Genomic DNA, 12,839 nt, shown 5'->3' on the forward strand with positions numbered 1-12,839 from the left:
CAAAACCACCACAAAGGTGCCTGTCCCCTTTGTGGTGGTCGGTCGACCGGCATAGAAAAAAGTCCCCGCCGGGCGTGTGCTCGGCGGGGACTTTGCCGTTTAATGGCTAGCGCTGAGGGTGATTACTCGCCCAGCAGGCTCTTGGTGATGGAAGCGGCGGCCTTCTTGCCGGCGCCCATCGCCAGAATGACCGTAGCGGCACCGGTGACGATGTCGCCGCCGGCCCAGATGCGGGGATCGGTGGTCTGGCCGGTCTCCTCGTCGGCGACGATGTAGCCCCACTTGTTGAGCTCCATCTTGCCGCCGATCTTGGCAGCGAAGGGGTTGGCGTTGGTGCCGATAGCCGAGATCGCGACGTCGCAGGGAATCTCCTCGATGGCGCCCTCGATGGGCACCGGGCGACGGCGGCCGGACTCGTCGGGCTCGCCGAGCTCCATCTTCTGGACCTTGACGGCGCACACGGAGCCGTCCTCGCCAGCGACAAACTCGAGCGGGGAGACGAGCGGCAGAACCTCGACGCCCTCGGCCTTAGCATGGTGCAGCTCGGCGCGACGGCAGGGCATCTCGTCCTCGGTACGACGGTAGGCGATGATGGCGTGCTCGGCGCCCAGGCGCTTGGCGGTACGGACGGCGTCCATAGCCACGTTGCCGCCACCAAAGACGACGACGTTCTTGCCGTGCTTGGTGGGGGTGTCGTACTCGGGGAACTTGTTGGCCTTCATCAGGTTCACGCGGGTGAGGTACTCGTTCGCGAAGAAGACGTTGGGCAGGTTCTCGCCGGGGACGTTGAGGAACTTGGGCAGGCCAGCGCCGGTCGCCACGTAGATGGCGTCGAAGCCCTGCTCGAACAGCTCCTCGGCCGTAGCCATGTTGCCCACGACGGAGTTGTACTCAAACTTGACGCCCATGTCCTCCAGGCCGTCAATCTCACGCTTGACGACTGCCTTGGGCAGACGGAACTCGGGGATGCCGTAGACCAGCACGCCGCCGCCGGTGAAGAATGCCTCGAAGACGGTGACGTCAAAGCCGTTACGGGCGAGCTCGCCGGCGCAGGTGATGCCGGACGGGCCAGAGCCCACGACGGCGACCTTCTTGCCGTTCTTGGGGGCCATCTTGGGCGTGGAGGCGAGCTCGGGGCGGTCACCCAGGAAGCGCTCGAGCTGGCCGATGGCCACGGGCTCGGACTTCTTACCACGGATGCACTTGCCCTCGCACTGGTTCTCCTGCGGGCAGACGCGACCGCAGATGGCGGGAAGCATGGAGTCCTCGCGGATGGTATCGAGGGCGCCGCCGAAGTCCTTCGCGCGGATCTGCTCGATAAAGCGGGGAATGTTGATGTTGACGGGGCAACCCTCAACACAGAACGGCTTCTTGCAGTTGAGGCAGCGCTCGGCCTCGGCCAGCGCCATCTCCTCGGTGAAGCCCTTGTCGACGGGGCGGAAGTCGCAGGCGCGCTCGGCAGCCGGCTCCTCGTTATCGGGGGTGCGGGGCGACTTCATATCGGCAACGAAACGACCGTTAACTAGTGGCATGCGCAGCTCTTTTCCTCATAGGCCTTGAGGGACGCGCCCTCTTCGGAACGGTAAGCGGCCTGGCGGGCACGAAGGTCATCCCAGTCGACCAGGGTGGCATCGAAGTCGGGGCCGTCGACGCAAGCGAACTTGGTCACGCCGCCCACCTCGACGCGGCAGCAGCCGCACATACCGGTGCCGTCAACCATGATGGGGTTGAGCGACGCGGTGATGGGGGTGTCGTACTTCTGGGCGGTGAGGGTCGAGAACTTCATCATCGGAACGGGGCCGACGCAGAAGACCTGGCTCACGGCCTTGTCCTGCAGCAGGCGCTCCAGCGGAGCGGTGACAACGCCCTGCTCGCCGTAGGAGCCGTCGTCAGTGGTGATATGGATGTGGTCCTCGTCGAGGAGCTCGCGGAACTGGTCCTCCATGAGCAGGAGGTCTTTGGTGCGGGCGCCCATGATGGCGTGAACTTCGTGACCGGTCTCGACCAGGTGCTTGGCGACCGGGAAGGCAATTGCCAGGCCGACGCCGCCGCCAATGACGGCGCAGGGGCCCTCGGCCATCTCGGTGGGAACGCCCAGCGGGCCCACGACGTCGCGCAGCGACTCGCCGGCCTCGTAGGTGGACAGCATCTCGGTGGTCTTGCCGATCACCATGAAGATGAACTCGACCCAGCCCTCGTCACCGTTCCAGCCGGCCAGGGTAAACGGGACGCGCTCGCCCGTCTCGTTGGCGCGAACCATGAGGAACTGTCCAGCGTGCGCATGCTTGGCGATTGCGGGCGCCTCGATGCGGAACTTGAACACCTTCTCCGAGAACTGCGTCTTCTCCAGGATCTTATACATAGAACCCCTCTCTTGTTAGGGCCGCCGAACCGTGCCTCCACGGAAATGGACGGTAGCCCGAATAAAACCGTACGCGCACAGGCGTTGTGCAGACATACGGTACAAATTATACCCTCATGGACATGCTGTTTACGTGTGTCTTCGGCGGTTGGGAAAAGGGTTTATCCACTTCGACCTACCAAATAGGGATAGGTTTATTTTGGTCGGTTTTATCAGGCAAAACGGCAAAGGGGGCCGGCCTCGGGTTGTGATGAGGCCGGCCCCCTTTGGGGTGTTATGCGTGTATGGCGGCGCGGGGTTTATTGCGATGCGGCCACCGGGGCGTTTCTGTAGATAGAACCTGCCAAAATAAACCTGTCCCTAAACGGTAGGTTTTAGTGCTTGCCGTTGGCGGAGGCGGCGCCGTTGACGTGGTCGCGGGCATAGATCACGCCGTGCACGATGGCGAGACCCGCGGCGTCGGCGGCGCGGGCGCAGGTGTCCTGGAAGTCATCGGCCTCGCGGGCGCGCAGCTGTTTGAGCACATAGTCTGCCACGGCCATCTTGCCGGGAGGGTTGCCGATGCCGGTGCGGATACGGCTAAAGCCGCGGCTGCCCATCTTGTCGATGATGGAGCGCAGGCCGTTGTGCCCGGCGTGGCCACCGCCCACCTTGACGCGCACGTCACCGGCGGGGATGTCGAGCTCGTCGTGAATCACGAGTAGCTCCTCGGCCTTGATCTTGTACTCGCGGCAGAGCTTGGAGATGGGGCCACCCGAGGTATTCATATACGACTGCGGCTTGACCAGCACGATCTGGCGCTTGCCACCCTCTTCCTCGGGATCGTTGATGTTGATGAGTGCGACCTCGGCGCCGGCCTGGTTTTTCCAGTACGTGACACCGGCCTGACGGGCCAGCTCATCGATCGCCTTAAAGCCGGCGTTGTGGCGGGTCTCGGCATATTCCTCACCCGGGTTGCCGAGTCCGGCAACCATGCGAATCTTAAGCGGCTGTGCAGCTGCCATGTTCATCCTTTCGTTGATTTGTCGCCTGCTATGGTGAGCGACCCTGTTGCCGCTGTCAAATGGAGGGTAATTGAGGGCGTTTGGGGGCGTTTGGACGGACGTCGAAATCCGAGGTGGACAGTTAGTTCAGATACGTATAAGTTCTGAGGACTCGAATTACTCAATTCAATGCCGATACGTTGTTTTGGAGCTTTAGTTAGTCCATATGGCGCTGTTTTGAAGTCTACCCTGCCTTCAAATAGGGCGAATGGTATAGAGATAGTTGCAAAACAGTCTAATTCAATGCGTCCATTTATACGTATTTGAACTAACTGCCCAGCCCTGCTCGACGGCGCACGGGTGATTCGCCGTTTAGGCCGGCGCGAGGCCGGTTCCGGCCCGCAGAGCGTTGAGCCAAGCGGCCTGACGCTTGCGATAGCCCTTGATACGGTACCGGAATCGGACTCCTGCGAGTCGATGCATCGTTTGGGCGAAGGCTTCGAGTGCAACAAGGTCTTTCATTTGGTCGCGATTGATAACCAGGACGTGGATGCCCATGGCCTTGAGGCCATTATTTCGATTGCCATCGTGGATGCGAGCGTTTTGAAGCTCATGCCCAATTCCGTTGTATTCGTTGTCGACTCCGGCTGCCGGGCAATATAGGTCGCAGATGGCATAGGGGATGCCCGAGGACATGTTGACCGCAAGAGTATCGAAGTCGATTCGATGGTTGAGTAGCAGGCCTCCCATGGGCAGGCTGCAACATCCGAATCCGCCAAAGCGCATGGGCGCTCCGAGAACGGCAAACATTAGGGATTCGGCTGGGGATGCGGATCCAGCCCGGGCGAGTTTGACTGCCGTGCGAAACGAGGCGTATGAGCTACTTTTGGCGAACCGTGCGACCGCCTCGAGCTCTTCGATGGTCGTGGCGGGCTCGCATTTGTAGTGCGCCTGTTCATAGCGGGTTTCGTTCTGTTGTTCGGCCGCTGACTGGTTGCCCAGGCAATCAAGATCGCCCGTCGCTTCGTAGCCATCGCCCTTGGGCCAGATGTCGTCATGGGCAATGGGGTATGTTGCCCCGGGAGGAAGGGAGTAAGTTCCGACCAGTTCCATGAGAAGCATCAAGGTTTTGGCGACTGATTCATTTTTAGAACAAAGCATGGCTGTCATGGCAGGAGACGTTGCGTAGATGTCGGCCTCGACGTGCATAATTGCACCTTCAGGAAGCGGAGCGGAGAGAATATGCTGAAGAAGTCGCTTGTCGGGGCGTCGGTTGCCTTCGTTTGAAACGAGAAGATCGAGCAGCTCGGAATCATCTTCATTCCAGGCGTCGAGTATCGAAAGTGCGCCAAAGTCTATCGCGTCATTATTGGGAATGCAGCTAGCCAAGGCCTGTGCTTGCTGTTCACTATCAATGGAGCTCCAGGGTAGGGCAGAGTACGCCCGTCGTGCGCGACGAATTGCGCGGAGGGCGGAGAAATGTGAAATCACGGTCGTCATAGCTATAACGTACTAAGTTGGCGGCAGAATGCGACCGCCATACCGTTCTTTTCGCTCAGCGGGGTGCTGGGCGCCATGAACGGCCGGGTGTTAGGAAATCGGTGGAATCGGTTGAGGGGATTGCAGGAAATTGAGCTCTGCCGAGAAGGTTGACGATGGCTACTGGACAGTTAGTTCAGATACGTATAAGGCGGCGGGCGTTCGAGGTGTTTCTAAGGGCCTTCGAGGGCGATTTGAAGATAATATATGCGGCGGTTGTACTCGAAAACGATGAGCTTCGGGCGGCATGGCATCCGCCGGGGAGCTCAGAAGGCTCCGAACGGACCTTTGGAGCCTTAAAAAATACGTATCTGAACTAACTGTCCAGGGCGGATTGGCGAGGAATAGAAAAAGGGTCGGAAGCGAGCTTCCGACCCTTTAAAAACATCAAAGATGATGCGATACGCGTTGGACTACAGCGCGAAGTCGCCGCCGACGAGCGTGGAGACGGGCTCCTCGTGGTAAACGGCGGAGATGGCCTGAGCGAACTCCTCGGCGACCGAGATGGTCTTGATCTTGCCGCCGACCTCGACGGGGATGGCGTCGGTGACGACGCACTCGACGATGGGGGCGTCGTTCAGGCGCTCGATGGCCGGGCCGGAGAAGATGCCGTGGGTGGCGCACACGTAGATGTCGCCGGCGCCCATGGCCTTGAGCTCCTTGACGTTGGCGCACAGGGTGCCAGCGGTATCGATCATGTCGTCGTTGATGATGCAGGTCTTGCCCTTGATGTCACCGATGATGCCCATGACCTCGGCGGCGTTGTGGCGCGGGCGGCCCTTGTGGGCGATGGCCAGATCGCAGCCGAGCATGTCGGACAGCTTCTTGGCAGCCTTGGCGCGGCCCACATCGGGGGAGACGACAACCAGGTTGTCGGTGTCGAAGTGCATGTCGTTGTAGTACTGGCCAAACAGCGGCAGTGCGGACAGGTGGTTAACCGGGATATCGAAGAAGCCCTGGATCTGGCCCTGGTGCAGGTCGAGGGTGATGATGCGGTTGACGCCGGCACGCTCGAGCAGGTTGGCGACGAGGCGGGCGGTGATGGGCTCGCGCGGGCCGGCCTTGCGGTCCTGGCGGGCATAGCCGTAGTGGGTGATGACGGCGGTGATGGAGCGGGCGGATGCACGCTTGGCAGCGTCGGTGGCGATGAGCAGCTCCATGAGCATGTCGTTGACGTTGCCGCCGGCCACGGACTGAATCAGGAAGACGTCGGCGCCGCGGACGGTCTCGTCGTAGCGGGCGTAAATCTCACCATTGGCGAACTGCTTTAGCGTAAGGCCCGAAAGCTCGACCCCAAGGTACTCAGCAATCTTCTGAGCGAGGGGACGGTTGGAGGAACCGGAATACACGCGGATGGACTTGCGCATATTCTCCGACTTCTCGGGATCATTAATCGGCATTACCCTTCTCCTTTAAATCGAATGCCATATAGATGCCTTGTTGCATTGTAACCGCGCGGTGGGGTTTATCGAGTCTTGATAACGTCTTTACCGTCAACGGACACGAACCGACCACTCATCCGGCCGCGCAGGTCAGCATAGAAAAAGGAGCCGTCCCCATGGGAACAGCTCCTTAGATGCTTGGTAAAACGTTATACCTCGTCGTCCTCGTGCAGACGGCGGCGATAATCGGCGGCCCAGCCCTCAATATTTACCTGACGGGCGCGGCCCAGTCCGAGCGCGTCTGCCGGGACCGGCTCGGTGATGACGGAGCCGGCGGCCACGAGTGCACCGTCGCCGATCTGAGCGGGCGCGACCATCATGGTGTCGGAGCCAATGAAGGCGTCCTTGCCGATGACGGTCTTGTGCTTGTGCACGCCATCGTAGTTGCAGGTGATGGAGCCCGCGCCCACGTTGACGCCGGAGCCCATGGTGGTGTCGCCGATGTAGGACAGGTGCGGCACCTTGGAGCCCTCGCCGATCGTGGACTTCTTGATCTCCACGTGCGTGCCGGCCTTGGAGCCGTCGAGCATGTGGGTGCCCGGGCGCAGGTAGGCGCGCGGGCCGCAGTCGACGCCGTTCTCGATGACGGCCTCGATGGCGATGGTCTCATCGATGGTGCAGCCGCTGCCGACGGTGGTGTCGGTGAGGCGGCTGTTGGGACCGAGCTGGCACTCCTCGCCCACGGTGACGTGGCCGATCAGGTGCGTCTGCGGCCACACGACGGTATCGCGGCCGATAACGGCATCGGGGCCGATCCAGGCCTGCGTGGGGTCGATGAAGGTAACGCCCTCGGCCATCCAGTGCTCGTTGATACGGTCGCGCGCGATGGCGGTGAGCTGTGCGAGCTGGATGCGGCTGTTGACGCCCAGGCCGTCGCGGTAGTCGTCGCAGTGGAAGATGGAGACAGCCTGGCCGTGGCCTTTGAGGATCTCGAGCATGTCGGGCAGGTAGTACTCGGATTGCGCGTTGTCGTTGCCGATCTCGTTAATGTGGGCGGCGAGCTGCGCGCCGTCAAAGGCGTAGCAGCCGGCGTTGCACTCCAGCAGCGTGGCGGCCTGCTCGGGCGTGCAGTCCTTCTGCTCGATGATGCGCTCGATCTGACCGTCGGCGCCCAGCTTGATGCGGCCGTAGCCGAAAGGATCGGGCGGGGTCATGGTCATGACGGTGCAGGCGAGCTCGCCGGTGGCGACGGTTTGCGCGAACTTGGCGACGGTGTCGGCGGTGATGAGCGGCAGATCGCCGTTGAGCACGACGACCGGACCCTCGGTGATGCCACAGGCCTCGAGCGCGACCTTCACGGCGTGACCGGTGCCCAGACGCTCGGTCTGCTCGACGCACTCGACCTTGGTGGCGCTGTTGGCGTAGGCGCCGTCGATGAGGGCGCGCATCTCGTCGGCGTGGCTGCCGATGACAACCACGACGCGGCTGCAGCCGGCCTTGATGGTAGCGTCGACGATCCACTGGACCATGGGCTTACCCAGGATCTTGTGCGAAACCTTGCAGTGGTTCGACTTCATGCGGGTGCCCTCGCCGGCAGCGAGGATAATTGCGGTTGCGTCCATGTGATCTCCTGTTACGTTATAGAGACGTGTGTTTGGAAACGATACACGGCGCAATATGATACCGCAGGCATATGACGAGCGCGTAACGATTGGTTTGCGGCGGTTGAGGCTTGCGCCGCCGGCGTGGCGTTTGCACTGCTTGTGTGCGGCGTTGGCGGTGCTGCGGAGCTGTTGTTTGAGCGAGGGGACGGGGGTGCCCGTGGACAACATACGAGAGGAGTTTGGCGGCGAGCCCGTCGCGGCATTCTCGATGTCGCATCCGGCTGTGCCGGCACTCTATATAGTGCTGACGCTGGGGCTCACTATGTTCTCGATGCAGCCGGCGCTGATTGCGCTGTCACTTGCGGGCGGGCTGGCGTATGGATTTGCGACGCGTGGGGCTGCCCGCACGCTGGGCGCACTCCGCTGGCAGCTGCCGGTGATTTTGATCGTTGCGGTGCTCAATCCGCTGTTTAGCGCCTCGGGCTCGACGGAGCTGTTCCGTATTGGCATGCGCGCGGTGTATCTAGAGAGCATGGTTTACGGCCTGTGCATGGGCGGGCTGTTTGTGGCGAGCGTGCTGTGGTTTGAGGCCGCGGCGTCGATGCTCGAATACGACAAGGTGCTCGCGCTGCTGGGTAATGCCGCACCGGTGATTGCGCTCATGATCTCGATGTGCATGAGGCTTATCCCGCAGTTTTTGCGCCGCGGTCGTACGGTGCTGGCGGTGCAGGATGCGATTGATGTGCCGGGCCGCGCGCCGGCCGACCCCGTGCGCTCGCACCTGCGGGCGTCGAGCGTATTGATGGGCTGGGGCATGGAAGATTCGCTGGAGCGCGCGGACGCGATGCGCTCGCGCGGGTGGGGCGCCGCGACGCGTCGTACGACGTATGCGCGGTATCGACTGGGGCGCAGCGACGTTGCCGCGCTGGTTGGGCTTGCGCTGTTTGGCGTGGCCACGGTGGCAGTGGCGTGGACCGCAACGACGCAGTATTCGTTTTATCCGCAGCTCTCGGTGCCGGCGCCGTGGCCGGGCTATGTCGTGTACGCTGCCTGGATGGTGCTGCCTTGTGCGTTGCACGCGATTGACGAGAAGAGGTTTGGCTGATGGCTCGGTTTGATAGGAGCTCGTCGGCGGGTGTGGCATATGGCTCGGCCGCGCCGGCGATTGAGGTGCGAGGCCTTAGTTTTGCCTATCCCGGGGCCGAGGCACCGGTACTCGACGGGCTTGATTGGCGTGTTTCCCAAGGTGCGTTTGCACTGCTTGTTGGCGGTACCGGTTCGGGCAAGTCGACGCTGCTGTCGCTGCTCAAGCCCGAGATCGCGCCGGCGGGTACGCGCTCCGGCGAGCTGCGCGTGCTGGGCGAGCCCGTCGCCGACATGGATGTGCGGGCATCGGCGGAGCGCGTGGGTTATGTGTTCCAGGATCCCGAGAACCAGATCGTGTGCGAAACCGTGTGGCACGAGATGGCGTTTGGCCTAGAGAATCTGGGCGTGTCGCGCGACGAGATGCGCCGCCGTGTTGCCGAGACCAGCTATTTCTTTGGTCTGGAGGACTGGCTTCATCGTGATACCGATACGCTTTCGGGTGGCCGCAAGCAGCTGCTGTCGCTTGCCGCCGTCCTGGCACTGCGTCCGCGTGTGCTGCTACTCGACGAGCCCACGTCTCAGCTCGATCCCGTTGCCGAGAAGAATTTTCTGCACGCGCTGTTTCGCGTGAATCGCGAGCTGGGCTGCACGGTTGTTGTGGCGACGCATCAGCCGCGGCCGATGCTCGAGTATGCGACGTGTGCGTACCGGATTGAGGGCGGCCGCGTGCGCGAGGTGGCCGACATTGCCTCCTTGGGGCATCGCGAAGAGCTGTTTTCTGGTGAGGTGCCAGGGTGGGGTGGCTCGCGGCGTGCAAAAAACGGAATTTTCAGCAACGCCGGTGGCCAGCAGAGCTCTTTGGGACCGCGCGCGGCCGCTCCGAGTGCGAATAAAGGACTGAAATCGGGCAAATCGGTTGAATTTGAGGTGCAAATCCTGCCGCAAAACGACTCGGGGGCGCCATCGCGCGCCGGCGGATGCCGAATATTCCCAAAAATGCACGCCGGGTCAGCTACCACCCTGGCAGGGGGCTGGTTTCGCTACGACCGCGTGTCCGGTTGGGTGCTGCGCGGACTCGATGCGGAGTTCTCGGCTGGCGCGGTGCATGCGGTTGTTGGCGGTAACGGCTGCGGCAAGTCGACAATGCTTTCGGTGCTGGCGAAGACCGCCAAGCTGCAGCGCGGCCGCATGATGCGCGGAGCGGCCTCGGCGGCGCTGCTGCCTCAGAATCCCAAAGCATTGCTGGTTGCCGAGACGGTGCGCGACGAGCTGATGGAATGGGCTTCGACCTGCGGGTACGGCGAGGATATAGCGCGGGAGCGCGCGGTGAGTCTGGGGCTCGCAGGCTTAGGGGAACGCCACCCCTATGACCTTTCGGGCGGACAGCGCCAACTGCTTGCGTTAGCAAAGCTACTGCTAATCGGCCCCGAACTGCTATTGCTCGATGAGCCCACCAAGGGTCTGGACCTGGCCAGCCGCCGCATCATCGCCCGCGCCCTGCGCGACCATGCGCGGGCTGGCGGCACCGTCATCATGGCAACGCACGACCTGGATTTTGCCGAGCAGGTAGCCGACGACATCGCCATGATGTTTGACGGCGAGATTGCCTGTATGGAGCCGCCCGCCGACTTTTTTGCCGACAACGTGTTTTATAGGGCGTGATGGGGTTCGTGGGGCGAGATCGGGCTTACTGTTTGAGCGCCGTGTACTGCTGAAGGAGCGCCATAAGCCCAACACGGCTATTGACCCGCGTTTTTCGAAAGATGTTCTCCAGATGCTTTTTAACGGTGCCAGTGCTGATGGAGAGCTCTTCGGCGATGGCCGCGTTGTCCATGCCCGATAACACGCAACGACACACATCGATTTCGCGCGCTGAGACATCGTAGTCGTGAGCAAATACGATTTCAGACGAACTGCGGTCGGCGCGTACACGCCATTTGGATAGGCGATTGGTAAGGTGGGGCTCGACCAGCTCCAGAATCTGGACTTCGCGGTCGGTGAAGTCGCCTTCCTCTTTTTTGCGATTGAGATTGAGCGATCCCAAAAAGCCCTCATCGTTAAAGAAACTCACGTTGACGACATGACGGCCGCCAAGGTAGTCCTTCATATAGCTACTCTCGATATCGCCGGGGCTGAGCTGGTCGGATTCGCGCAGCACCGTCGAGCGCGTGAGGTTGCGATGCGCGACGATCATATCCTGTTGCCAGTACTCTTCGGTGTAGCGCTCGAGCATCCCGGCGGGGACGTCGATGCCGAGCGGGTCGAGAAAGACGCGCGTCTTCCATTCCTGCGGGGTGGAAACGAGGTCTTTGGAAAGATCGCTCAGGAAAAACGCTGCCGACTCGTAGGGGATAAGAAAACGCAACTTCTTGAGGATGGTCGACCGGAATTCTCGGTCGTTGTCGATGGAATTAATCGAAAGCACAAGATCGTTTAAGCAGAGCCACTCGGAATCGGACAGAAAGCTCAAGATGACCTCCGATGAAATTGCGTAGGGTTTAAGCTGGCGTTTTAGCTATTTAGCGTAGTGATACTACTCCTTTTTTCGCATGATGATAAGCCGGATGCCGAATGGTTTCGGTGAAGGGTCAATCGCAAAATGTGGGCACCGAAGAGCCAGGGCCCGGCTCTCCAAGCTGTCTGAATACTCGACTAACCAAAGGAGTCATCATGGAAGAGAAGCTTCCTTCATGGCGCTGGGCGATCGTTTCGGTCGTTTGCTTGCTGTGCTTTATGGCTAACTACATGCAGTACCAGGTCTCGGCGCTCGCCGTCGAGGTCATGCCGATGCTCAACATCGATACCGTCGGCTTCTCGATGCTGTTCCTCGTCCCCATGCTTACTGCTGTCTTCTTCTCGATTCCGCTGGGCGCCCTCGGTGACCGCATCGGTTCCAAGAAGGTCGTTGCGGTCTGCACCGCAATTTCGGTTGCCGGCGGCTTCCTCCGCTGCTTTACGCTCGACTCGTTCACGATGCAGATGGTGTCGATGTTCCTGATCGGCATGGGCATCTCGGCGCTCAACGCCAACCTCATCAAGGTGCTCGGCACGTGGTTCCGCGAGCAGACCGGCTTTGCCATGGGCTTGTTCTACGCCGCTTCGTGCGTCGCCATCGTCGTCGCCCAGATCTGTGCCGGCATGTTCGGCAGCGTTTTCAACTCCTACATGGTTGCCGCTGTCGCCATGACCATCTCCTGGGTCCTTTGGATCGTACTCGACCGTGACGTGCCCGAGGGTCAGCCGCTTCCCGAGCCCGAGCCAGTGCTCGACTACCTCAAGGTCGCCATCAAGAGCCACGGCGTGTGGCTGATCTCCATCGGCGTTGGCTTTGGCCTCGCCTCCACCACTGCCTATGCCGGCTTCCTGCCCCAGGCGCTCCAGCTCGGCAAGGGCATCGATGCCGCTACCGCCGGCTTCATGGCCGCCATCGTCACCGTCGGCAGCTTCTTCGGCTGCATCGTGGGACCTGCTTTCTGCGACAAGCTTGGCAAGTTCAAGGGCTTCCTCATCGTCACCACGCTCATCGGCGCTGTCTCGATGTTCGTGACGTGGTACACCCCCGTCGGCTTCCTGCTGTGGGCGATCCTGGTCACCAACGGCTTCTTCACCGCCATCAACGGTCCGATCATGCAGTCCATGCCGGTTCTGCTCCCCGAGATCGGCGACACGTACGCCGGTTCCGCTGGCGGCATCGTTGGCACCATCTCCCTGCTCATGAGCTACTTCCTGCCCATCGGCATCTCCGCTGTCGCCGGCGCCGACTACACCATGAACATGGGCCTCGAGAGCCTCTGCTTCCTGCTTTCCGTGGTGCCGGTCTTCTTCCTGCCCGAGCTCGGCCGCAAGGCTATGCAGGCTGCCGCCGCTAAGGACGGCGAGTAAT

11 protein-coding genes are annotated in these 12,839 nt (G+C 61.4%); 4 read left to right on the top strand and 7 right to left on the bottom strand.

The features are described from left to right. Positions 1-122: 122 nt before the first annotated feature. From gltA to I2G43_RS09970, 4 genes are all read right to left on the bottom strand, one after another. On the bottom strand, positions 123-1,532 hold the full coding sequence (gltA, locus tag I2G43_RS09955) for an NADPH-dependent glutamate synthase (RefSeq protein ID WP_089572633.1): 1,410 nt from the start codon (positions 1,530-1,532) through the stop codon (positions 123-125). Then, positions 1,523-2,362, bottom strand: a complete 840-nt coding sequence (locus tag I2G43_RS09960; protein WP_117647773.1) for a sulfide/dihydroorotate dehydrogenase-like FAD/NAD-binding protein — start codon at positions 2,360-2,362, stop codon at positions 1,523-1,525. The genes gltA and I2G43_RS09960 overlap by 10 nt, the downstream gene beginning before the upstream one ends. Before the next feature lie 374 nt (positions 2,363-2,736). After that, a complete protein-coding gene (pth, locus tag I2G43_RS09965) occupies positions 2,737-3,366 on the bottom strand; it encodes an aminoacyl-tRNA hydrolase (RefSeq protein WP_195536026.1) in 630 nt (209 codons plus the stop codon). Between the two features lie 351 nt (positions 3,367-3,717). Next, positions 3,718-4,734 carry an endonuclease domain-containing protein gene (locus I2G43_RS09970; RefSeq protein ID WP_229071800.1) on the bottom strand — a complete coding sequence of 339 codons (1,017 nt, stop codon included), beginning with the start codon at positions 4,732-4,734 and terminating at the stop codon, positions 3,718-3,720. A 266-nt stretch (positions 4,735-5,000) separates the two neighbouring features. Here I2G43_RS09970 and I2G43_RS09975 point away from each other — a divergent pair, with 266 nt between their 5' ends. Next, a complete protein-coding gene (locus tag I2G43_RS09975; RefSeq protein WP_117655732.1) occupies positions 5,001-5,204 on the top strand; it encodes a hypothetical protein in 204 nt (67 codons plus the stop codon). A gap of 93 nt (positions 5,205-5,297) precedes the next feature. On the opposite strand, the gene I2G43_RS09980 is transcribed toward I2G43_RS09975, so the two are convergent. Together I2G43_RS09980 and glmU are read right to left on the bottom strand one after the other, a co-directional pair. Beyond that, a complete protein-coding gene (locus I2G43_RS09980; RefSeq protein ID WP_089573682.1) occupies positions 5,298-6,284 on the bottom strand; it encodes a ribose-phosphate diphosphokinase in 987 nt (328 codons plus the stop codon). 191 nt (positions 6,285-6,475) lie between these two features. Further along, the gene (gene glmU / locus I2G43_RS09985) at positions 6,476-7,888 is read right to left on the bottom strand and encodes a bifunctional UDP-N-acetylglucosamine diphosphorylase/glucosamine-1-phosphate N-acetyltransferase GlmU (RefSeq protein ID WP_195536028.1); all 1,413 of its coding nucleotides are present in this window, start codon (positions 7,886-7,888) and stop codon (positions 6,476-6,478) included. A gap of 199 nt (positions 7,889-8,087) precedes the next feature. Between glmU and I2G43_RS09990 the strand changes: the two genes are divergently transcribed. Both I2G43_RS09990 and I2G43_RS09995 read left to right on the top strand, forming a co-directional pair. Further along, positions 8,088-8,975: an energy-coupling factor transporter transmembrane component T gene (locus I2G43_RS09990; protein WP_324249542.1), complete on the top strand. Its 888-nt coding sequence runs from the start codon at positions 8,088-8,090 to the stop codon at positions 8,973-8,975. Then, positions 8,975-10,618 carry an ABC transporter ATP-binding protein gene (locus tag I2G43_RS09995; RefSeq protein WP_195536030.1) on the top strand — a complete coding sequence of 548 codons (1,644 nt, stop codon included), beginning with the start codon at positions 8,975-8,977 and terminating at the stop codon, positions 10,616-10,618. The genes I2G43_RS09990 and I2G43_RS09995 overlap by 1 nt, the downstream gene beginning before the upstream one ends. A 25-nt stretch (positions 10,619-10,643) precedes the next feature. Here I2G43_RS09995 and I2G43_RS10000 read toward each other — a convergent pair whose 3' ends face one another. Then, positions 10,644-11,426: a helix-turn-helix transcriptional regulator gene (locus I2G43_RS10000; protein ID WP_195536031.1), complete on the bottom strand. Its 783-nt coding sequence runs from the start codon at positions 11,424-11,426 to the stop codon at positions 10,644-10,646. 200 nt (positions 11,427-11,626) lie between these two features. Between I2G43_RS10000 and I2G43_RS10005 the strand changes: the two genes are divergently transcribed. Next, positions 11,627-12,838, top strand: coding sequence for an MFS transporter (locus I2G43_RS10005; protein ID WP_195536032.1), 1,212 nt, complete (start codon positions 11,627-11,629; stop codon positions 12,836-12,838). Position 12,839 lies beyond the last annotated feature (1 nt).

Source organism: Collinsella aerofaciens (assembly GCF_015557435.1).
Classification (GTDB): Bacteria; Actinomycetota; Coriobacteriia; order Coriobacteriales; family Coriobacteriaceae; genus Collinsella; species Collinsella aerofaciens_Z.

What these genes read in the sequence shown, in the direction of transcription:
- gltA (WP_089572633.1), bottom strand. Translation starts at nt 1,532, where the DNA reads ATGCCACTAGTTAACGGTCGTTTCGTTGCCGATATGAAGTCGCCCCGC.
- I2G43_RS09960 (WP_117647773.1), bottom strand. Translation starts at nt 2,362, where the DNA reads ATGTATAAGATCCTGGAGAAGACGCAGTTCTCGGAGAAGGTGTTCAAG.
- pth (WP_195536026.1), bottom strand. Translation starts at nt 3,366, where the DNA reads ATGGCAGCTGCACAGCCGCTTAAGATTCGCATGGTTGCCGGACTCGGC.
- I2G43_RS09975 (WP_117655732.1), top strand. Translation starts at nt 5,001, where the DNA reads ATGGCTACTGGACAGTTAGTTCAGATACGTATAAGGCGGCGGGCGTTC.
- I2G43_RS09980 (WP_089573682.1), bottom strand. Translation starts at nt 6,284, where the DNA reads ATGCCGATTAATGATCCCGAGAAGTCGGAGAATATGCGCAAGTCCATC.
- glmU (WP_195536028.1), bottom strand. Translation starts at nt 7,888, where the DNA reads ATGGACGCAACCGCAATTATCCTCGCTGCCGGCGAGGGCACCCGCATG.
- I2G43_RS09995 (WP_195536030.1), top strand. Translation starts at nt 8,975, where the DNA reads ATGGCTCGGTTTGATAGGAGCTCGTCGGCGGGTGTGGCATATGGCTCG.
- I2G43_RS10005 (WP_195536032.1), top strand. Translation starts at nt 11,627, where the DNA reads ATGGAAGAGAAGCTTCCTTCATGGCGCTGGGCGATCGTTTCGGTCGTT.